This is a genomic window from Acinetobacter sp. X9 (assembly GCF_054889255.1).
Window position 1 is genome coordinate 1268763 of sequence record NZ_CM142679.1, and the last position, 19808, is coordinate 1288570.

20 protein-coding genes and 2 tRNA genes are annotated in these 19808 nt (G+C 38.2%); 17 read left to right on the plus strand and 5 right to left on the minus strand.

The window, feature by feature from the left end:
• Positions 1 to 27: 27 nt before the first annotated feature.
• Positions 28 to 408 carry a putative periplasmic lipoprotein gene (locus ACYU0V_RS06015; RefSeq protein ID WP_005073503.1) on the minus strand — a complete coding sequence of 127 codons (381 nt, stop codon included), beginning with the start codon at positions 406 to 408 and terminating at the stop codon, positions 28 to 30.
• A gap of 204 nt (positions 409 to 612) precedes the next feature.
• On the opposite strand from ACYU0V_RS06015, the gene ACYU0V_RS06020 reads away from it, so the two are divergent.
• The 12 genes from ACYU0V_RS06020 to ACYU0V_RS06075 all read left to right on the plus strand — a co-directional run bounded on the left by ACYU0V_RS06020 (position 613) and on the right by ACYU0V_RS06075 (position 12969).
• The gene (locus tag ACYU0V_RS06020) at positions 613 to 1188 is read left to right on the plus strand and encodes a nitroreductase family protein (RefSeq protein ID WP_461849398.1); all 576 of its coding nucleotides are present in this window, start codon (positions 613 to 615) and stop codon (positions 1186 to 1188) included.
• Between the two features lie 34 nt (positions 1189 to 1222).
• Positions 1223 to 2296 carry an NAD(P)H-dependent glycerol-3-phosphate dehydrogenase gene (locus ACYU0V_RS06025; RefSeq protein WP_461849400.1) on the plus strand — a complete coding sequence of 358 codons (1074 nt, stop codon included), beginning with the start codon at positions 1223 to 1225 and terminating at the stop codon, positions 2294 to 2296.
• A 56-nt stretch (positions 2297 to 2352) separates the two neighbouring features.
• Positions 2353 to 2808 (plus strand): SixA phosphatase family protein, encoded by a 456-nt coding sequence (locus ACYU0V_RS06030; RefSeq protein WP_005068324.1) that lies wholly within the window; start codon positions 2353 to 2355, stop codon positions 2806 to 2808.
• Between the two features lie 23 nt (positions 2809 to 2831).
• Positions 2832 to 3971, plus strand: a complete 1140-nt coding sequence (gspL, locus tag ACYU0V_RS06035) for a type II secretion system protein GspL (protein ID WP_461849401.1) — start codon at positions 2832 to 2834, stop codon at positions 3969 to 3971.
• A complete protein-coding gene (gspM, locus tag ACYU0V_RS06040) occupies positions 3971 to 4450 on the plus strand; it encodes a type II secretion system protein GspM (protein WP_005073507.1) in 480 nt (159 codons plus the stop codon). The genes gspL and gspM overlap by 1 nt, the downstream gene beginning before the upstream one ends.
• A gap of 89 nt (positions 4451 to 4539) precedes the next feature.
• Positions 4540 to 5544, plus strand: a complete 1005-nt coding sequence (locus ACYU0V_RS06045; protein ID WP_005068330.1) for a quinone-dependent dihydroorotate dehydrogenase — start codon at positions 4540 to 4542, stop codon at positions 5542 to 5544.
• A gap of 6 nt (positions 5545 to 5550) precedes the next feature.
• Positions 5551 to 6138, plus strand: coding sequence for a CvpA family protein (locus ACYU0V_RS06050; RefSeq protein ID WP_002115251.1), 588 nt, complete (start codon positions 5551 to 5553; stop codon positions 6136 to 6138).
• A 25-nt stretch (positions 6139 to 6163) separates the two neighbouring features.
• Positions 6164 to 7705 carry an amidophosphoribosyltransferase gene (gene purF, locus ACYU0V_RS06055; protein WP_005068333.1) on the plus strand — a complete coding sequence of 514 codons (1542 nt, stop codon included), beginning with the start codon at positions 6164 to 6166 and terminating at the stop codon, positions 7703 to 7705.
• Positions 7706 to 7783: 78 nt separating this feature from the next.
• Positions 7784 to 9673: a M48 family metalloprotease gene (locus ACYU0V_RS06060; RefSeq protein ID WP_005068334.1), complete on the plus strand. Its 1890-nt coding sequence runs from the start codon at positions 7784 to 7786 to the stop codon at positions 9671 to 9673.
• A 100-nt stretch (positions 9674 to 9773) separates the two neighbouring features.
• Entirely contained in the window at positions 9774 to 10421 is a 648-nt protein-coding gene (locus tag ACYU0V_RS06065) for a hypothetical protein (protein ID WP_461849405.1), read from the plus strand.
• Between the two features lie 11 nt (positions 10422 to 10432).
• Positions 10433 to 11398 carry a 2-hydroxyacid dehydrogenase gene (locus ACYU0V_RS06070; RefSeq protein WP_461849406.1) on the plus strand — a complete coding sequence of 322 codons (966 nt, stop codon included), beginning with the start codon at positions 10433 to 10435 and terminating at the stop codon, positions 11396 to 11398.
• Positions 11399 to 11532: 134 nt separating this feature from the next.
• Entirely contained in the window at positions 11533 to 12969 is a 1437-nt protein-coding gene (locus tag ACYU0V_RS06075; RefSeq protein ID WP_461849408.1) for a M48 family metalloprotease, read from the plus strand.
• Positions 12970 to 13059: 90 nt separating this feature from the next.
• Here the strand turns inward: ACYU0V_RS06075 and ACYU0V_RS06080 are convergent, their stop codons facing one another.
• Together ACYU0V_RS06080 and rpsU are read right to left on the minus strand one after the other, a co-directional pair.
• Positions 13060 to 13506, minus strand: coding sequence for a GatB/YqeY domain-containing protein (locus ACYU0V_RS06080; protein ID WP_002115302.1), 447 nt, complete (start codon positions 13504 to 13506; stop codon positions 13060 to 13062).
• 25 nt (positions 13507 to 13531) lie between these two features.
• Positions 13532 to 13747 (minus strand): 30S ribosomal protein S21, encoded by a 216-nt coding sequence (gene rpsU, locus ACYU0V_RS06085; protein ID WP_001136722.1) that lies wholly within the window; start codon positions 13745 to 13747, stop codon positions 13532 to 13534.
• 145 nt (positions 13748 to 13892) lie between these two features.
• Here rpsU and tsaD point away from each other — a divergent pair, with 145 nt between their 5' ends.
• A complete protein-coding gene (tsaD, locus tag ACYU0V_RS06090; protein ID WP_005068344.1) occupies positions 13893 to 14903 on the plus strand; it encodes a tRNA (adenosine(37)-N6)-threonylcarbamoyltransferase complex transferase subunit TsaD in 1011 nt (336 codons plus the stop codon).
• A 2-nt stretch (positions 14904 to 14905) separates the two neighbouring features.
• Here tsaD and ACYU0V_RS06095 read toward each other — a convergent pair whose 3' ends face one another.
• Positions 14906 to 16009, minus strand: coding sequence for a DUF6670 family protein (locus ACYU0V_RS06095; RefSeq protein ID WP_461849413.1), 1104 nt, complete (start codon positions 16007 to 16009; stop codon positions 14906 to 14908).
• Between the two features lie 103 nt (positions 16010 to 16112).
• Entirely contained in the window at positions 16113 to 16994 is an 882-nt protein-coding gene (locus ACYU0V_RS06100; RefSeq protein WP_032052273.1) for an ATP-binding protein, read from the minus strand.
• 177 nt (positions 16995 to 17171) lie between these two features.
• Between ACYU0V_RS06100 and ACYU0V_RS06105 the strand changes: the two genes are divergently transcribed.
• From ACYU0V_RS06105 to ACYU0V_RS06120, 4 genes are all read left to right on the plus strand, one after another.
• Positions 17172 to 18680 carry a DUF3336 domain-containing protein gene (locus ACYU0V_RS06105; protein ID WP_032055530.1) on the plus strand — a complete coding sequence of 503 codons (1509 nt, stop codon included), beginning with the start codon at positions 17172 to 17174 and terminating at the stop codon, positions 18678 to 18680.
• On the plus strand, positions 18667 to 19482 hold the full coding sequence (locus ACYU0V_RS06110; RefSeq protein ID WP_461849415.1) for a protein kinase domain-containing protein: 816 nt from the start codon (positions 18667 to 18669) through the stop codon (positions 19480 to 19482). The genes ACYU0V_RS06105 and ACYU0V_RS06110 overlap by 14 nt, the downstream gene beginning before the upstream one ends.
• Before the next feature lie 92 nt (positions 19483 to 19574).
• Positions 19575 to 19659: transfer RNA gene (locus ACYU0V_RS06115), tRNA-Leu, on the plus strand.
• A gap of 55 nt (positions 19660 to 19714) precedes the next feature.
• Positions 19715 to 19788: transfer RNA gene (locus tag ACYU0V_RS06120), tRNA-Trp, on the plus strand.
• The last annotated feature ends 20 nt before the right edge of the window (positions 19789 to 19808 follow it).

Below are 19808 nucleotides of genomic sequence, written 5' to 3' on the forward strand. Positions count from 1 at the left end.
CAATCATTTGATTGGGATTTTTTTTGATTAATTAATTTTACAATAGAAAGTAAGCGTTGTTTGGTAGTCATCATCTTTTGCTAAAGATGCATTTTTACCAGTTAATGTACCAATAACACCTGCCGCAGCTTCAACCATTTGACCAGTTTTTTCACTTACGACATCTTTTAATACACCGTTATATGTTGTTTTTTCATCTACAACGACTGGTGTAGTGTTTTTTGAGCAAGTTTTTTGAGCTGCAGTAATTGCATTATTTTTCGCAATTAAATTGGTTTTACCAATACCTGTAACTTCAAACTGATTATTTTCTTTTTGAACTGCTAAAGTATTTTTAGGAGTAGTTGCGCAAGCACCAAGTAATAAAACAACACCGCTCATTGCGCTCGCTAAAATTATTTTTTTCATAATGCACCTAAAGTTAATCGCTAAAAGACATAGCTATTTGAACATAAGTTTTCTAGTTGATTTTGAAGACGTTGTATGAGTTTTGATGTTTTGTATTAAAAAATGTCAAAGTGAGAGTTCGCTAATTTTATAAGCTAGATTCAATGGTGGATTAACGGTAGATTATGCTAATCTATTTTGAATTTTTGAGTTAGATCAATATTAATGACGGAATCAGCAATACAAATAATTCACCAAAATATTCATCAGCGTCAGTCTATTGGCCAATTAATTGAGCCAGCTCCAAGTACAGAGCAATTAGAGTTAGCTTTCCAAGCAGCTTTGACTGCTCCAGATCATCATAGACTTAAGCCAACGCGTTTTGTGGTTGTTTCAGGCGAACAACGTGGTGCTTTTGGTGAAGTTTTAGCAAAGGCTCTAGCAGATTTAGGTGAAACTGATCCCGCTCAACTCGAACGTGTTAAACAACATCCTTTTCGCGCACCATTACTCATTTTGGCGCTTACACAACTACAAGATCATCCGAAAGTACCGCATTTCGAACAAATCTTAAGTACGGGTGCCGCAGTACAAAATCTTTTATTATCTCTACAAGCTCAAGGTTTTTCGACCATGTGGCGTAGTGGTGCAGTTGTCGAATCAAATTGGTTAAAACAGCATTTAGGTCTGCAACCTCGTGACTTAATTTCAGGTATTATTTACGTCGGCACAGCAGCTAAAGTAATTGCACCGCGTGCAGATATTGAAAGTAAAGAATTCGTAAAAGTTTGGCAGGCTTAAGCGTCTGTAGAAGTAAGAAATAGGATAATAAAAGATGGCTGAATTTAAGTTTACAGATTTGGTGGAACCTGTTGCGGTTGATAAAAAAACCGCTTTACGTATTACCGTTCTAGGGGGAGGAAGCTTTGGAACGGCTATGGCAAATTTAGCTGCACGTAATGGTTGCGATACCATGATCTGGATTCGTGATGCCGAAACAGCCGAGGAAATTAATAAAACCCACATTAATAAACGTTATTTGCCAGATTTTATTTTAGAGTCATCATTACGCGCTGTGTCTGATCTTGAACAAGCTGTATGTGACCGAGATATTATTTTAGTCGCAATTCCAAGTCACTCATTCCGCGATGTCTTAAAACAAATCGCTCCTTATATTACTGCACAAGCGGTTGTGTCTTTAACCAAAGGCGTTGAAGCTAAAACTTTCAGCTTCATGAGCGATATTATTCGTGAAGAATTACCTGAAGTTCCTTATGGTGTGCTATCAGGTCCAAACCTTGCAAAAGAAATTATGGCGGGTATGCCGTCCGGCACCGTTATTGCCAGTGACTCCGAATTAGTTCGTTATGCTGTGCAACATGCCTTACATAGTGCTTTATTCCGTGTTTTTGGTAGCGATGATATGCACGGTGTAGAGTTAGGTGGTGCGCTTAAAAATATTTATGCGGTTGCAATGGGAATTGGTGCTGCTTACAAAATTGGTGAAAATACCAAGAGTATGATTTTAACGCGTGCTTTGGCCGAGATGAGCCGTTTTGCAGTAAAACAAGGTGCAAATCCGCTTACATTCTTGGGGTTGTCAGGTGTTGGTGATTTATTCGCGACTTGTAATAGCCCTTTAAGCCGTAATTATCAGATTGGTTATGCTTTAGGTTCGGGTAAAACGCTGGATCAGGCGAGTAAAGAGTTGGGGCAGACAGCAGAAGGCATCAATACAATTGTTCAGGTGCGTGGTAAAGCAGAAGAATTAGATGTTTATATGCCTATTACTAATGCTTTATATGAAGTTATTTTCGAAGGGGCGCCTCCTTTAAATATTGCATTATCTCTTATGAAAAACGGACACCGTAGTGATGTTGAATTTGTTTTACCTCATCACGAAGTCTGAAGAAGAAATGTCATAAATTGTGGTTATAATGCAGGAATTATTAACAAGGAAAATTTATGCAACTGACATTGGTTCGCCATGGGGAAGCCGCTCCACCTGTAAATGGTAACGACACTAAACGCCCTCTTACTGCTCGTGGACATGCTCAAGCAGAACAGACAGCAACATTTTTAAAAGATATTGTTAAGCCTGATATTTTTGTAGTTAGTCCTTTGTTACGTGCTCAAGAGACATTGGCACATATTCAAGCGTACTTTAAAGATGTGCCTGTGTTGTTATGCGATAAAATTAAACCGGATGATAACGCCAAAGAGGCAGTCGAGTGGTTGTCTCAGATTCCTTATGAGTCAATTGTGGTCGTGTGTCATATGAATGTAGTAGGGCATATTGCTGAGCTGCTGACCCATGAAAACTTTAATCCATTTGCGTTGGCTGAAGCTCGAATTTATGATCAGGCTGTGATTGCAACTGGTTTATCAACACAAAAAAATAGTTTTATACCCACAATATAAATAAAAAGGTTATTTAGCCCATTATGCTGTATTTATGGATGCCTGAAACCAATGGAATATGGCATTGGTCTAACGGAGAAAACTGGTTGCAGGCTGAAAGCCTCGATCAATTAATACAAGACCTACAATTGCACCAAGGAAAAGAGGCTGTCGTCTTTTTTCCTAGTCGTCATGCTCAGGTATTCCAGCAACAAATAGCAAAGTCTCATTACAAGCAACTCGGAGCAGATGGTGTTAAATATTTGCTTGAAGAGTTTGTAACTTTGCCTATTGATCACATGAAAGTAGTTCATCATTTTCATGCTGATCAATTAACAATATTGGGCGTTGCAAAAACTACTGTGGAAACATGGCAACATGCGATGAATTTGTTGCCAATCAAGCTGGTTGCTTTGTTGCCAGACTTTTTGATTTTGCCAGAACCACAAGAGCACCAAGTTATCCTGTGTAATATTGACCAAAAATTACTGGCGCGCGAAAGTAAATGGGTGGGTAACTCACTAGATGATTTGGGATTGTTTTTGGAATTCCAGCCAGTTGAAACAAACTATCAATATAGTGGATTAACGACAGAACAATTAGAAAGCTTAGAAGCAGCTTCTAGTGTTGAGCAACGTTCAGAATTTTTTTATCAGTTTCAGGGCTTAGATAAACCTAAACAGCATCCTTTTAATGTTTTACCAAAAGCCAAAGGGCAAGAGCAAGCGGTTTCTGGGTACTGGAAAGCATGTGCGGTTATTGTTTTAGCAATCATTGTGGTTCAGTTCAGCTATGATTTGTTGCGTTGGGTAAAATTAAGAAATGTAGCCAATCAAACAGCTGAGCAGACAATTGAGCAATATAAATATTGGTTTGGTCCTTCTAGTCGCGTAAATGAACAAAATATAAAAAGCCAATTTGAAAGTCATTTAAGAATGAGTAAACAAGGCGATACACAAGCACTTTCTTTATTGAGTCGTGTTGGACCTATTTTGATGCAAAGACAAATTTTAGCTCAGCAATTAAATTATGATGCTTCTACACTAACCATGGCCTTGAAAGCAAAATCGGCAGATGATTTGCAAGCTTTAACACAGCAGCTTAATCAGCAAGGATTTAAGGCGGAGTTAGGTAATGTTCAAGCCGATGGTGGTGGGGCTATTGGGGTGGTGAAAATACAATAATGAAAATGTTAGCTCAATTGCAAAACCGCTTTGATCAGTGGATCGAACAAGTTAATCAATATTTAGACCGTTTGACTGTCCGTGAACGTATCATGGTAGTCTTTACTACAATTTTTGTTGTAGTGGCTATTATTGGGGCTTCACTTTGGAAAATGCATTCCTTAGCAGAACAGCAGCAACAGCGCTTAAATGATTTAAAAGATTTGATGGTGTGGATGCAAAGTAATGCAGTCACTATGAAACCTGCGAGTGAGCTTGAGCTGGGGCAGGCAGAAAAAATACAACGTGTAGCTCAACAGCAAGGTTTAACGGTTACTTCTCAGCAAAATGGCGAGCAGTTACAAATTATTGTTACTCATCAGAATTACGCAATTTTAGCTAACTTTTTAACCCAACTGGCACAAATGGGCTTAAGTATTGAAAAAATGGAAATGGTTTCAAGTGAAGGTCAGATTAAATTAACAGCGACGGTTCAATAACATATTAAAATATGCTGGTCTTAAGCATGGTGTTTTGTGCTCCCTGTGCCTATAATATGCCTACCTAAAATCAGTAGATTGTGATTGGTATGTTATATTCACTTGCTCGCCCGATGTTGTTTAGTTTAGCACCAGAGCGTGCCCATGAATTAACATTATCTATGCTTGATAAAGCACATAAGTTCGGCTTACTCCGTCAGAGCGTAGAAGCGAAACCGACGACTTGTATGGGAATTGAATTTCCAAATCCAGTAGGTTTGGCAGCCGGTCTTGATAAAAATGGTGCACACATTGATGCTTTAGCTGGGTTAGGGTTTGGTTTTATTGAAATTGGAACCATTACACCTCGTCCTCAATCGGGTAATCCGCAACCACGCTTATTCCGTATTCCCGAAGCTCAAGCCATTATTAACCGTATGGGGTTCAATAATGATGGTGTTGATAAGCTGATTGAAAATGTCAAAGCTTCAAAGTTTAAAGGAATTTTAGGCATTAATATTGGTAAGAATGCTGATACACCTGTAGAAAAAGCTGTTGATGACTACCTGATTTGCCTTGAGAAAGTGTATAACTACGCTTCTTATATTACCGTTAATATTTCATCTCCAAATACTAAGAACTTAAGAAGTTTACAAAGTGGTGATGCATTAACTGAACTATTGCAAACCTTAAAAGAAAGACAACTTGAGCTAGCTGAACAAAATAATCACTATGTTCCTTTGGTTCTGAAAGTTGCACCTGATTTAACAGCTGAAGATGTTGAATTTATTGCAGCGCAGTTAGTGCAGTTTAAAATTGATGGCTTGATCGTTACTAATACGACCTTATCAAGAGAAGGTGTAGAAAATCTTCCTTATGGTAATGAGTCGGGCGGTTTATCAGGCGCACCTGTTTTTGAAAAAAGTACCGAATGCTTACGTTTGTTTGCCCAAACATTAAAAGGACAAATCCCGTTAATTGGCGTGGGTGGAATTTTGTCGGGTGAACAGGCAGCAGTCAAACAGCAAGCTGGAGCAACATTAGTACAGATCTATAGTGGGCTAATTTATACAGGTCCTATTTTAGTGAAACAATGTGTTGCAGCTATGTCTTAAGTGAATATGAACACAATTGATATCATTATTCTGATACTTTTGCTCATTGGGGGGCTAAACGGTTTGCGACAAGGATTTATTAAAGCCTTTGCGAACTTGGTAGGATGGGTCATTGCATTAATTATGGGTGCAAAATACGCTGTCCTTCTTGCTCCGTCTATGTCGGGTTTAAGTCATGATCCAGTTGTTCAGAAAATTGCAGCTTTTGCATTTATAGCGCTTTTGATCATTGTTTTAACATGGATTGTCTCTGCATTTTTAAATGGCCTCTTGAAAAGTCTGAAATTGGGGCCATTAAATCGTTTAGCAGGTGGTGCTTTTGGTTCTTTAAAGGGCTTGTTGGTTGTACTAATTACAATGCAGGGTGTAGGGCCTTGGGTTGAGAGTTCACCACACTGGAAACAGTCCAAATTTATACAGTTTTTATTGCCTTATGCGCCTTTGGCTACCGAGTTGTCTAAAGATGCTGCAAGTGAGGCATTTCATCAAATAACATCTGGAGGTAGTGCATCAGGCACTCCTTCAAAACCAATGGACGAATCGGAAGATTTAGAAAACCGATCTGACCATTCGACAAAGAATCCTTTTTATTAATTCCTAGCTTGTCTGCGAGGTTGCTATGTGTGGAGTTGTTGGTATAGCCGGTAAATCGCCAGTGAACCAAATGTTGTTTGATGCTTTAACGATGTTGCAACATCGTGGGCAAGATGCAGCTGGAATAGTAACCTGCCATGAAGGCCGTCTTTTCCTTCGTAAGGATAACGGTATGGTGCGTGATGTCTTTCATACTCGTCATATGAGAGCATTACTTGGTAATTATGGTATTGGCCATGTACGTTACCCAACTGCTGGTTCTGCGAGCAGTGCTGAAGCACAACCATTTTATGTAAACTCACCTTACGGTATTACGCTTGCACATAATGGTAACTTGACCAATGCAGAAGAAATTCATGATGACCTGTTTAAAACAGATTTACGTCATATGAATACTGATTCTGACTCAGAAGTTCTTTTAAACGTATTCGCGCATGAATTACAGAAAAAAGGCACTTTAAATCCTACCCCTGACGATATTTTTCACACGGTTTCTCGTGTGCATGAGCGTTGCCAAGGTGCGTATGGGGTAGTAGCAATGATTACTGGTCATGGTTTGGTTGGCTTCCGTGATCCAAATGGTATTCGCCCACTTATTTACGGTTCGCGTGTAACTGAACAAGGTGAGATGGAATACATCATTGCTTCTGAATCGGTTGCTATTACTGCTCTTGGTTTCAAAATCGAGCGTGATATTGAACCAGGTGAAGCAATTTTCATCAATGCAAATGGCGAGTTGTTCTCTAAACAATGTGCTGCTAATCCTAAATACCGTCCATGTATTTTTGAATACGTTTATTTTGCTCGTCCTGATGCCATTATTGATGGAATCTCGGTTTATAAAGCGCGTTTAAAAATGGGTGAAAAGCTTGCTCATAAAATTTTACGTGACTGGGGCGAGGACCACGATATTGATGTGGTGATTCCAATTCCAGATACGAGTCGTACTTCAGCTTTAGAACTTGCAAATATTCTAGGTGTGAAGTTCCGTGAAGGTTTTATGAAAAACCGTTATATCGGCCGCACCTTTATTATGCCGGGTCAACAGCAACGTAAAAAATCTGTACGTCAGAAATTAAACCCTGTTGAGTTGGAATTCAAAGGTAAGAACGTTCTATTGGTGGATGACTCTATTGTACGTGGTACAACGTGTAATGAGATTATTCAGATGGCACGTGATTCTGGTGCAAAAAAAGTATACTTTGCGTCAGCAGCACCGAAAGTAATGTATCCAAACGTTTACGGTATTGATATGCCTGCTAAAGCTGAGCTTATTGCTTCAGAACGCAGCGTGGAAGAGATCCAAGAAATTATTGGTGCTGATCGTTTGATTTTCCAAGAATTGGAAGACTTGAAAAATGCTGTGCGTACCAGCAAAGTGCCTGACTTAACTGAGTTTGACTGCTCGGTATTTGATGGAATCTACGTAACAGGTGATATTGATGGTAACTATCTAAATAATTTGGAGCAGAAGCGTAATGACTCTGCTAAGAAGAAAAAAGATGGTTATATTGATGTTAATGTCGATGCTGCTTCTGTAGATTTAACAGGCATCAAAGAAGAATAGAAATAGCCGAAAAAAGCGGGTATTTCCCGCTTTTTTCTTTTATGATGAAACCTAACAATGTAATTGGGAATATTTACATTGAAAGAAGTAAGCCACTATCTCATCGAAAATAAAAATATGGCATGGTCCATCACTATGTGTTTGGTTGCTGTGCTGCTTACTATTTTTATCTTAAATTTAATTTTAGGTTTACTCGTTCATTTTTTTGATTATAGCCAGCCAATTTGGTGGCACACCTTAAGTCCTTACTTCGTTGCGCTATTACTTTTTATTATGGTTTGGTCGGTAGTTACCGAACTTTATATCCTGCGTAAAGGTGGGCACTCTTTAGCAAAACAACTTAAAGCACGTCGTTTGGTGAAAGAGGAGAGTACTCCCGAAGAACTTGCGGCATTAAAAATTACAGAACACTTAGCCCAAAATTTTTCACTTAAAGTTCCAACCGTATATGTATTACCTGATGAAGTTGGTGTAAATGCACTTACGGCAGGTTTTCACCCCAAAGATATCGTAATTATTCTGACATGGGGTGCTTTACAGAATCTGGATAAGCTTGAGTTATATGGTTTATTGGGCCATGAATTTAATCAGATTTTATCGGGTGAGGCTGTTGAGAATACTAAATTAAAGATTTTATATAGCGGCTTAACAACTTTTAGTCAGTGGGGCAGTAAATTAGCCAAGCAGGGTTTTAAGCGCTATAGCCCTGGCTATAAACATAAATTTGAAACAGTTTTTGTTGCAGTGGGTGGAGTCATTTGGTTGGCTGGAAGCCTAGGTGTACTGATTACTCGTTTTATTAAATATTTGACTTTGAGTGGGCGCACATTTCGTAATGACCAAAAAACAGTACGACTATTAAAAAATAATGCGAATACCCAAACCTTATTGCGTATTTATGTTCACCACTCTGGTTCGCAAATTCATAGTGCTTATTCTGAGTCGATCGCGCATATGTGTTTTGCTAACTCACTGAGCCCACAAAGCTGGATGAATATTCACCCCAGTATTCGTGAACGTATTTATGAGTTAAATCCCACTTTGCTACAAGATTTACAATTAGAAAATTTAAAGAAGCTTCGCAACCGTCCGTTGTTTAGTTTATTTCATTTCTTGGAAGAATCTGAGAAAGAAATTTATATTCCGTGGTCATCTCCACAGCCTCTACCTTTGTTAAGGCTGTCGCCAATTAGTTTTGCACTAAATGATGCCATTAAACCCCTGAGTAGTGATGTACGTCGAAATAAAAAGCGTCCTGAATTAATTCAACGAGCACTACAAACTGCTACGGGTTCACGTGAAGTGATGGTTGCTATTTTAATGATTCGCCAATATCGGGAATTCATTCCAAAAGATGCGCCAGTTAGTCATGCCATTATCGATGCATTATTGAATTTGGATGGGCGTATTCATATTCAGATATTTCATGATGCTTGTAAAAATATTGGACATATACCTGCAAGTATTGCTCGGCAATTTCTTACTAAGCTAGCGCTTATTATCCAAGAAGATGGTGAGATTGGGTTGTTAGACGCACTTTTATTGGAGCGGGTTAAACATGAATTGAATTTGATGCCGTTACATCTACCGACTGCATTTGAAGAAGTGAAACCTCAAATTGTTCGTTTGATTGATGCTTTGCTTCATGTTCAGCAAATTAATAGCCCAAATCAATTAGAAGTACGTGAGCGTATTTTACGTTCGCTGCTCAATCCTGATGAAATGTATATCTATGATGAAATTTCAGATGAGCCATTAGATCTGGCTGAAATTTTAAATGATATTGCTGGTTTATTATTACGTGACCGTCTAAGTATTCTCGCTATTGCAGAAATGTGTTTGTGGAGCGACCGTATTATCACGCAAGATGAACTGGATGTGCTTGAATTGCTTTATTGGCGTTTTGGCTTTGAGACAGAAGAAATTGTGGATCAAATGCAAAAGAGAAATAGTGTAATGATTATTTAAAAGACATATACGATTATAAAAACATCTGAATGAAATAAAACACTGAAAAAAAAACTGAAGCCCGTTAGAATGTAGATAGAGTAGAGGTATTGATTTACAGATGATTGGGCAGCAAAGAAATATATTGGCAACTTTAGGAATTGATGTATGGATTCCTAAGACACAGGTGTGCCAAAAAAATAATGCTCAAAGTCTCTGGCGAGATCAAGCTGCTCCAGAAGGTGAGCCAATTATATTGCCTTCTAAGAGCAATCCAGTTCTTGAGCAGCCGACAAAACCACATGTCAAAGAAGTTCCAAAATCTGAACCTGAAATTGCGGTACCACTTTCAGTAGAAGTTCCGCCTATTGTAGTACCTCGTAATGAAGTACAAGCTCCAGTAGTTACGATTGCTTCATTTGAGTTGCAAGCTTTTGCGCTTGAAAAATGCGTTATTTTTTTAGATGTTACTAATTTAAGTGAAGAAGAAAAGCAGCTTTGGAATAACATCCAAAAAGCAAAAATAGGGCAATATGCTGAACTAAAATGGCCGTTTCCTTTAGCTAACTATCAAGACCAACGTGGTGCAGGTTCATATATTCAAGGCTTTTTAGATGCTGTCGCAGCAGACAAGAAGATCTTGTGCCTTGGTGAATGTTCTTATATTCAGCATGCCAATATTATTCATTTGGCGAGTTTAAAAGAGATGTTGGAGAAACCACTCCTTAAAAAAAGGTTATGGCAATTAATGCAAGATAACAACGAGTAGTAGGGATTTACATGAAAAAAGTTGTAGTTTTTAGCCAAATTGATGAAGAAATTTTGTCTCGATTACAACAGGATTATCATGTTGTGGTTCTTAATCCAAAACTGGGTGATATTAATGAGCAAATACGCCAACACGTTGTGGATGCTGATGGAATGATTGGTGCTGGTCGACTTCTTAATGAAAGTAATCTTGCGCCTGCTCAAAAACTCAAAATTATTTCATCTGTAACAGTTGGTTATGACAATTATGATGTGGCTTATCTAAACCAAAGAAAAATCTGGTTATCAAATACACCTCATGTTTTAACTGAAACAACGGCTGATCTTGCTTTTACATTATTACTAAGCGCTGCTAGAAAAGTTCCTTTTCTTGATCATTGGACGAAACAAGGTGAATGGAAAAGAACTGTTGCGCCTCAGCAGTTTGGTTTAGATGTTTTTGGAAAGACGCTAGGAATTATTGGGCTTGGTAATATTGGTGCCGCAATTGCACGCCGTGGTTTTTATGGATTTAACATGAATATTGTTTACCATAACCGCCGTGAAAAGCCTGAATTGGCAGAGCCTTTAAAAGCACAATATCTTGGTTTAGATGAGTTATTACAACAGTCTGATTTTGTAGTAACCGCAGTTGATTTAAATAATGAATCGAAAGCCTTGATGGGTAAAGCTCAATTTGAGCTTATGCAAAAGCACGCTATTTTTATAAATATTGCGCGTGGTTCAGTGGTTGACGAGCAAGCATTGATTGAGGCCTTACAAAGCGGGGAAATCTTTGGAGCTGGTCTGGATGTATACGAGAAAGAACCTTTACAAGATTCAGAGCTTTTTAAACTGCCAAATGTTGTTACTTTGCCTCATGTAGGATCTGCGACTGCAGAGACTCGTAAAAAAATGGCAAATCTTGCTTATAAAAATCTAGTTGAAGCTTTAGAGGATAAAACTCCTAGATATTTGGTAAACCCAAACTTTGCATAAATGATTAATAACACTTCATTGCAAAACTAAGCGATCTCGAGTGATATATTAAAAGTCTATTGATTGAACATAATTTTTTATGTTTTATATCAGTAGACTTTTTTTGATGGTTTAATTTTACTAGAGAAAAACTTTTGAGATTTTTACCAATTATTTTAAGTACGGCTTTTATAACAAATGCTTCGTACGCACAGCCTTTCGACCCTCAGCCTTCTGCAAATCAAGTAGAAATTCCAAATATTGGAAGTGGGATTGGTTTGCTTGATCAACAAAAAGAAAAATTTATTGGTGAAAAAGTTTTTCGTGAAGTCCACAAACAAATGCCTGTTATTCAAGATGTCTGGCTAGAAGATCAATTTTTTCAGGTATTTTCGAGTATTTTAAGTGAAACTCAGCTTGGGCAGCCGATTGGTCTAGTTGTGATTAAAGATCCACAAATTAATGCTTTTGCTGTCCCAGGTGGCTTATTTGCGCTCAATACAGGGCTTATTGCCTCGGCACGAAATATTGATGAAATTGCTGGGGTTATGGCGCATGAAATTGCGCATGTATCGCAAAGACATTTTAGTCGCTCTGAAGAAGCCTTTAAAGGTCAAACATTGCTAAGTCTGGCAGGACTTTTAGCGGGGGTGGCTATAGCTGCACAGGGTGGTGGCGATGCGGGTGCAGCAGTGATGCTTGGAACCCAAGCTGCACTCATGGATAAGCAATTAACATATAGTCGAAATCAAGAACGTGAAGCAGACCGTATTGGTATGCAATATATGTATGCAGCGGGTTATAACCCTCAAAGTATGGCTGATTACTTTGAAACAATGCATAGAGCTACAAGTCGAGTAAGTTTTTTACCGGATTTCTGGTTGACTCATCCTTTGACGACTGAGCGTATGAGTGAAGCTAGGCTTCGTGCAAACCAGATGCCTCGAGTTAAAAATCGTATATATGATGCAGATTTTGAAATTTTAAAATGGTACACCATGGTGGTTGCCAATCAGGCAACTGAAAACCAACTACAAAGTTTAGCGTCGCAAAAAAATATTGCTGGTCTGATTGCTTTAGCGGCATTTTACACAAGACAAGGTGATTATGTGCAAGCCCAGTCTACTTTAGATCAAGCGAAATCTAGTGGAAAGCCTCTTGTCACATTATTGCAGACAGATATTTATCTTGGCCAAAACAAGCTAGATCAAGCTTATACAACAATTGCTTATACACAAATGACGATGCCTGAAAATAAAGCTTTTAGTTATAAGTTGGCTGAGGTGCTGCTACGCCAAGGTAAGTTTGCGCAAGTTCAAACCTTGGTTCAAAGATTTATTAATAAGAATCCAAGAGATATACAAGGTTGGCAATTTTTACAGCAAGCTGCGAATTTGGATAAGAATGGATCTTTAAGAGCGGTTAATGTTCTACGCTATCGGGCTGAAGCAGAATATTGGTCAGGTAGTGAGGAAAATGCAATTAAATCAATGTTGCATGCTCAGCGATTGGCAAAAGATAATCAAGCAATGTCGGCAAGAATAGACAGTCGTTTGAAACAAATGCAAGATGAGCGACGAATGAAAATATAAGGTCTAGGATGACTTAGGAGTTTTCACAGGCATAAATATATTTAAACTTACGAGAAAGTTTAATTTAAGGGTATATAAGAAGAGAGGGAATTAAGCTAATTTAGCTTTAATTTTTGCTGAAACTTGAGCAGGATCGGCACGCCCGGCTATGATCGGACGTAGAGAATTCATCACCTTACCCATATCTTTCATGCTAGTTGCTTCTTGAGCAGCAATCGTTTGCTCAATGATAGAATCAAGCTCTTCCTCAGTCATAGCTTCTGGTAGAAACTGAGAGATAATCTCAGCTTCGGCTTGTTCTTTACTAGCTAAATCATTACGACCAGCACCTTCAAAGGCTTTGATCGATTCTTTACGTTGTTTAATTTGCTTTTCAATGACCGCAAGAACCTGAGCGTCGTCAAGCTCTTTGCGCTCATCGACTTCGATTTGCTTAATTGCCGCTTGTAGACTACGCAAAACCGTCACTGTTGCCATATCTTTGGCACGCATAGAAGTTTTTAATGCATCAGTAATTTGGTTTTTTAAAGTAGTCATAATTCAGCAGTCAATCACAAATTAATTAGTAAAGGCGAGTAGTACGTACAGATTCGCGAGCCAATTTCTTTTGGTAGCGTTTAACTGCTGCAGCTTTTTTGCGCTTACGTTCTTGAGTTGGTTTTTCGTAGAATTCGCGTTTACGAACGTCAGCTAAAACACCAGCTTTTTCGCATGAACGTTTGAAACGACGGATAGCTACGTCAACTGGTTCGCCTTCTTTCAACTTAACTTGTGGCATGTAAAATCCTCTAGATTATGGATAAGATCAGGCACACCATTGCGCCGGATCACAAGTGAAGGTCAGTATTTTACTCATTTACAACTCATATCACAAGTCTATAATAGCGATTGCAATATTTTGACTCATATAAAAGGCAGTTTTGATGATTGTTTTAGGCTTGGAAACTTCTTGTGATGAAACAGGGTTGGCACTTTATGATAGCGAACTCGGCTTACGGGGACAGGTTCTTTATAGCCAGATTAAACTTCATGCCGAATATGGTGGCGTAGTACCTGAACTTGCTTCTCGTGACCATGTTCGTAAATTAATTCCTTTAATGAATCAATTGCTTGAACAAAGTGGTGTAACAAAACAAGAGATTGATGCGGTTGCTTATACGCGTGGTCCTGGCTTAATGGGAGCATTAATGACAGGTGCACTGTTTGGCAGAACTTTAGCTTTTTCTTTAAATAAGCCTGCAATTGGTGTTCACCATATGGAAGGTCATATGTTGGCCCCATTACTTTCAAGTCAACCACCTGAATTTCCGTTTGTAGCATTGTTAGTTTCAGGTGGACATACACAATTGATGGCAGCCCACGCTATTGGTCAATATGAACTATTGGGTGAGTCTATTGATGATGCTGCGGGCGAAGCTTTTGATAAAGTTGCAAAAATGATGAGCTTGCCATATCCAGGTGGGCCAAATATCGCAAAACTTGCATTATCTGGTGATCCATTAGCTTTTGAGTTTCCAAGACCTATGCTTCATCAAGGCTTGGACTTTTCTTTTAGTGGTTTAAAAACAGCTGTTTCTGTTCAATTGAAAAAATTGAATGGTGAGAATCGTGACGCTGACATTGCTGCTTCATTCCAAGAAGCAATTGTAGATACATTGGTAAAAAAATCAGTAAAAGCTTTAAAGCAAACTGGACTTAAACGTTTAGTGATTGCAGGTGGAGTTAGCGCAAATTTAAGACTACGCGAGCAATTAGAAACTTCTTTGGCGAAAATTAAAGCGCAAGTTTATTATGCAGAGCCTGCTTTATGTACTGATAATGGGGCAATGATTGCTTTTGCTGGTTATCAGCGTTTAAAAGCAGGTCAGCATGATGGGTTGGCGGTAACGACCACACCAAGATGGCCAATGACTGAACTCACTATTCCTGAGTAAAATTATTCATCGTCAAAGGCCTGTTGGTTTTCGATATCAATGTATTCGATATAACCGCGGCCTTGTACTTCATTACCAAAATAATGACCTGTAAATATATAGCTACTCGCATAACCTCGCCCATGACCATAGCGGAATGGGCAGTCAATTTCTGCCTGAATGTTTAAGATAATTTGCTTTGCATCATTTCTAGCGATCCAAGAAAAATATTTTGGAAGTCGCATTTTATGCCCAGTAGGTGAAACAAAGTCATCAACTTGATGCGAAATAATATCAAAGCTTACATCTGTATAAATTTCAGCTGGCTGGTCCAGATGTCGAATATGCAGGGTATATGCAGCTGTTTGTCCTGCAATATCGGCTTTGGTAAGAAGAAGTTGAGTGGTTTCATTTAAATTGATGATTTGATAAGTGAAAAAATCAAGTGGCAGTTTATATACATCAGGAATAAGTTTGTTTGTGATGGAGTGAGGACCAACTGCTCGAGCATATTCGTAAGTGCAGAGTCCTTGGCTTTCAATGCGTTCTGCTTGATAGCTTAGAAAACCTTTAAACTTTGCCAATAAGCTAAAATGATCATAGATTGGTGTTTTTATAAACCATGAAACATGTGAAGTAATATCGATATCAAAGTCGAAATCAAATCCATCATAATGACCATTAATGTGAATTTGAGGGAATTTACCTTGAATTGAAATTTCTTGACCTAGTTCTATTAAGCTCCCATCTTTATTAATTTTTGTATCTTCGGGAATGACATAGGCCTTTAGTAAAGCTTGTTCCAGAGCAGCTGTGCTTGAAAAGAATGTAGCTGTTTTTCTAGGATTTCCAGTAATGATGTCATCATGGTCAAAAGCAAGTGCACCTGGTGTACCGATTAAAATCATAATATTTAAGTAACGATGCGGCTCTGGTAAAAGTGGGAAAAAGATACCGTAATGTGTCCAGCTATAATATTTTTCGTCAATTCGTGGACGGATGATATGGGCTTGAGTAAAAGGAAGAGTTGAATATTTTTTTGCTTGGTCTAAAACGCCTTGTGCAAGTAATAAACTTTTAGCAAGCGCTTTACTTGTTGTAGAAATTTTTGGCAATTGCTTTTTCATATATAAACCTAAAGAAGGGCTATCTTTGTTTTAGGTTATGAAAAACAACTGCCAAAGCTAAGCGGTTTATAGGCCAAAGCTAAGGCTTTGCGGGACATTTTATTTAATTGTTAGACAAATCTTTTAATGCGTTTAAACCAATCCAATGCTTAGAAAACTGATAAGCCGCTCGACCAGAGCGCTGACCCCGCATCTGACACCAACGTAGACTTTCTGCACGAACTTCATCATTGAAAGGCATGTTTGCTTTATCAAGATAATGCTCAACGATTTCTAAATATAGGTTTTGATCCATTGGATAAAAAGATAGCCATAGACCAAACCGATCCGACAAAGAGATCTTTTCCTCAATCGCTTCTTGTGGATGTAGTTCAGTATATTGGGGAACATCGACCTTAGTTACAGGTGTATTTTCATGCATGAATTCTGGTAACAGGTGGCGACGGTTACTGGTTGCATAAATAATAAAATTACTTGAACCTGACTGTAATGAACCATCTAATACACTTTTTAGACTACGGTAATTTTCATCTTCCGCGTTAAAAGCCAAGTCATCACAATAGACGATATATTTTTCAGGGCGATTTTGAATGAGTTTTTGAATTTTGGGTAAGTCTGATAAATCATCACGTTCAATTTCAATTAAACGTAATCCTTGAGGGGCATACTCAGTTAATAAAGCACGAACAATAGATGATTTTCCTGTACCACGTGAGCCTGTTAACAGCACATCATTCGCTGGTAGGCCATTTAAAAATTGCAAAGTATTTTGAATAATTTTTTCTTTTTGACGCTCAATGCCTTTTAAGTCATCAAGATAAATATTTTTTGGCGTATAGATGGCATTAAGTTGCTGATTTTCCCATCTAAAAGCAGGTGCAGTAAAATCTGTTTCTTGTCGAGGCTCAGGCAAGACTTGCTGTAACTGATTTAATACAAGTGATAATGTTTGAACTAAATTGTCCGGTAAATCAATGGTAGCCATGGTAAGTCAATCATGTTAAACAGTGTTTGATAGGATACTAACACCGAAATTAACAGGCTGACAAAAAACTTATTACCTATCCACTTTATCGGTTTTGCAATTGATTGAAATGTTCAGACCGAGCATAGTGTTGTGATGTCTATTCAGTAAAATCATCTGTGAAGATGAGGACGAAATATGTTTGAAAAAATACGAAGTGATATGAATCCACATCAGGCTTACCGTATCAAAAAATTACAACGTCAATTAGACATGGCTGAATCTTATGAAGAATGGAAGTCTTTTGCATTAAAATTAGATGAAGAAACGGGTGTGCAAGAGTGGAAATTTGATAATAGTTCACCTTACTTCGATGCCGAACTGATTTCTTATCGATACACTTTGCTCAAAAGATATCGTCAGCAACATCGGACATTAGACCTCATCTATTTACTTAAAGAGGGTCTAACTTACGATATTGCAAATATTGGTCATCCAATGCTTTTTGCCGCAACACATGTCGGTACAAAAAAGTTAATTGAAGACTATATCGAAGAAGTTAGCCAAAGTTTGGCTTACATCGCTTCAAGTGAATGTATTACGTTTCAAAGAAAAGAAAAAATAGAGTTTTTTGAAAACTGTGAAAAGGCATATGGACAACCTGCACTTATGTTTTCGGGTGGGGCGACTTTAGGCCTTTTTCATACAGGTGTGTGTAAAGCTTTAATTGAACAAGACTTAATGCCTAAAGTGCTCTCTGGCTCAAGTGCAGGGGCAATTATGACAGGTATGCTTGGAACCTCTGCTAGTGAAGATATCCAAAACTTATTAAATGGTGAGCAATTTTTTAGTGATGCTTTTCATTTTAGAAAATTCCGTGAACTCATTAAAGGCAATGGTGGAATTGCCGATGTTCAGTATTTGAAAAAATTCCTTATTGAGAATTTAGGTGATCTTACGTTTGAAGAGGCTTTCAAAAAATCAGGTTTAAACATTAATGTGGCGGTAGCGCCGTATGATGCAACAGAAAACCCAAGAATTATGAACGCCATTATGACGCCGAATGTTTTGGTGTGGAGTGCGGTATTGGCTTCATGTGCCGTGCCAATTTTATTCCCACCGGTACGTTTAACCAGTAAACGTTATGATGGTGAACATACACCTTATATGGCAAATACAAAGTGGGTAGATGGAAGTGTAAGAAGCGATTTCCCGCAAGAAAGAATGGCGCGGCTTTATAACTTAAACTACACGATTGCGAGTCAGGTTAACCCACATATTGTTCCATTTATGCAAAATGATGCGGATCGCTTCCGTAAAGACGTTTTAAGTTGGCCTGAAAGAATTCTAAGACGCCAAGGTAAAGTACTATCAATGGGTATCATGGATTTTACGCGTCAACGACTTGGTTCTATATCTCCAGTTAGAAGATTGTTAGATCATGGCTATGGCGTAATGGGACAGCGTTATTATGGTGATGTAAATATCATTGCTAAATATAGCCTAAGTCACTATACCTATACTTTGCAAAACCCGCGTCCGCATCTGTTTAAGCGTTTGCAAAGAGAAGGGGAACGTGCAACTTGGCCAAAAATTTCTTCAATTGAGACCCATGCTCGTATTGGTAAGACAATTCAGCATTGTTTAGAAGTTTTGCGCTTTGAAGAAAAGAAACAACAGCCTGAGTTTTACTATGCTGAAGCATGATTTTGCTTCGCATATAGAAAACTTGACATGTGTAACAAAGCCAACAAGTGCAGCGTTAGGGCGGTGTTTATGGACATGTACCATAGATACCAAGAATTACTGGTTAAAATATCATTTGCCTGAAACCCATGCTCAAAGTGAGCAAGATTTCATGCATGAGCAACTATTTTATAAAGAAATTCACCTTAAAAAACCTGCATGGCTTTTACCTTATAAATTGATTGAGGTCAGTTTAATTCCTCAGCTAGGCCATTCTTTGGGTAAGGTTTTTATTTTACCTGATAGTGATGTGTGGTTCGGTTCATTGACTCATGAAAGTGATTTAACTGATATATATCGTAAGATTTGGTTCGCAATAAATAAGCTTGCAGAACTTCACGAACTTGGCTGGATTCATGGAGACGTTAAGGCAGAGCATTTTAGAAAGTTTCAGCAAAAGCCTTATCTAATTGATTTTGAAAAAGCGAGATCTATCTTAAGTTGCGATACAGTCATGGATGCAACACCTCGTTATATGGCTCCTGAGCTATTTAGAGGAGGGCATAAGGGAATACAAAGCGATTTATATGCATTTGGCATCGTTCTATATGAATGGTTAACACAAACTCGCTTAGAAGCAGGTAGTTATCGTGATTGGGCAATCTTGCACTGTCAAAATTTAACCATTCAATTACCCGCGCAGTTTTTGATTTTTTATTCCTTACTTGCAGGTTTATTACAAAAACGGCAGCAAAATCGATTTTCAAATGCTGATGAAGCAATAAATTGCTTAAAACAGATTCAAATTGATAAAAATCATTGATCTAGTATCTGTATACAATTTACACGGTTAGTTTTTTTTAGAAAAAAAACACTTGTCACTGTCAGATCTTATCGCTAATATACACAGCCATCGGGGGCGTGGCGAAATTGGTAGACGCACTGGATTTAGGTTCCAGCGCCGCAAGGTGTAAGAGTTCGAGTCTCTTCGCCCCCACCACTTTAAGTTAATAACTTAAAGTTTGATGTAGATGTTAAGTCATCTAGATCTTGGAAGAGGATTGGTGTAATGGTAGCATGACGGTCTCCAAAACCGTTCGTCAAGGTTCGAGTCCTTGATCCTCTGCCACATTTATTTTAAATAAATGT

Bases quoted from the DNA above. Each gene is read 5' to 3' on its own strand.
- ACYU0V_RS06020 (WP_461849398.1), top strand. From the start codon at position 613: ATGACGGAATCAGCAATACAAATAATTCACCAAAATATTCATCAGCGT.
- ACYU0V_RS06015 (WP_005073503.1), bottom strand. From the start codon at position 408: ATGAAAAAAATAATTTTAGCGAGCGCAATGAGCGGTGTTGTTTTATTA.
- ACYU0V_RS06080 (WP_002115302.1), bottom strand. From the start codon at position 13,506: ATGACTACTTTAAAAAACCAAATTACTGATGCATTAAAAACTTCTATG.
- tsaD (WP_005068344.1), top strand. From the start codon at position 13,893: ATGATTGTTTTAGGCTTGGAAACTTCTTGTGATGAAACAGGGTTGGCA.
- rpsU (WP_001136722.1), bottom strand. From the start codon at position 13,747: ATGCCACAAGTTAAGTTGAAAGAAGGCGAACCAGTTGACGTAGCTATC.
- ACYU0V_RS06105 (WP_032055530.1), top strand. From the start codon at position 17,172: ATGTTTGAAAAAATACGAAGTGATATGAATCCACATCAGGCTTACCGT.
- purF (WP_005068333.1), top strand. From the start codon at position 6,164: ATGTGTGGAGTTGTTGGTATAGCCGGTAAATCGCCAGTGAACCAAATG.
- ACYU0V_RS06030 (WP_005068324.1), top strand. From the start codon at position 2,353: ATGCAACTGACATTGGTTCGCCATGGGGAAGCCGCTCCACCTGTAAAT.
- ACYU0V_RS06050 (WP_002115251.1), top strand. From the start codon at position 5,551: ATGAACACAATTGATATCATTATTCTGATACTTTTGCTCATTGGGGGG.
- ACYU0V_RS06095 (WP_461849413.1), bottom strand. From the start codon at position 16,009: ATGAAAAAGCAATTGCCAAAAATTTCTACAACAAGTAAAGCGCTTGCT.
- gspL (WP_461849401.1), top strand. From the start codon at position 2,832: ATGCTGTATTTATGGATGCCTGAAACCAATGGAATATGGCATTGGTCT.
- ACYU0V_RS06025 (WP_461849400.1), top strand. From the start codon at position 1,223: ATGGCTGAATTTAAGTTTACAGATTTGGTGGAACCTGTTGCGGTTGAT.
- ACYU0V_RS06110 (WP_461849415.1), top strand. From the start codon at position 18,667: ATGCTGAAGCATGATTTTGCTTCGCATATAGAAAACTTGACATGTGTA.
- ACYU0V_RS06065 (WP_461849405.1), top strand. From the start codon at position 9,774: ATGATTGGGCAGCAAAGAAATATATTGGCAACTTTAGGAATTGATGTA.
- ACYU0V_RS06070 (WP_461849406.1), top strand. From the start codon at position 10,433: ATGAAAAAAGTTGTAGTTTTTAGCCAAATTGATGAAGAAATTTTGTCT.
- ACYU0V_RS06100 (WP_032052273.1), bottom strand. From the start codon at position 16,994: ATGGCTACCATTGATTTACCGGACAATTTAGTTCAAACATTATCACTT.
- ACYU0V_RS06045 (WP_005068330.1), top strand. From the start codon at position 4,540: ATGTTATATTCACTTGCTCGCCCGATGTTGTTTAGTTTAGCACCAGAG.
- gspM (WP_005073507.1), top strand. From the start codon at position 3,971: ATGAAAATGTTAGCTCAATTGCAAAACCGCTTTGATCAGTGGATCGAA.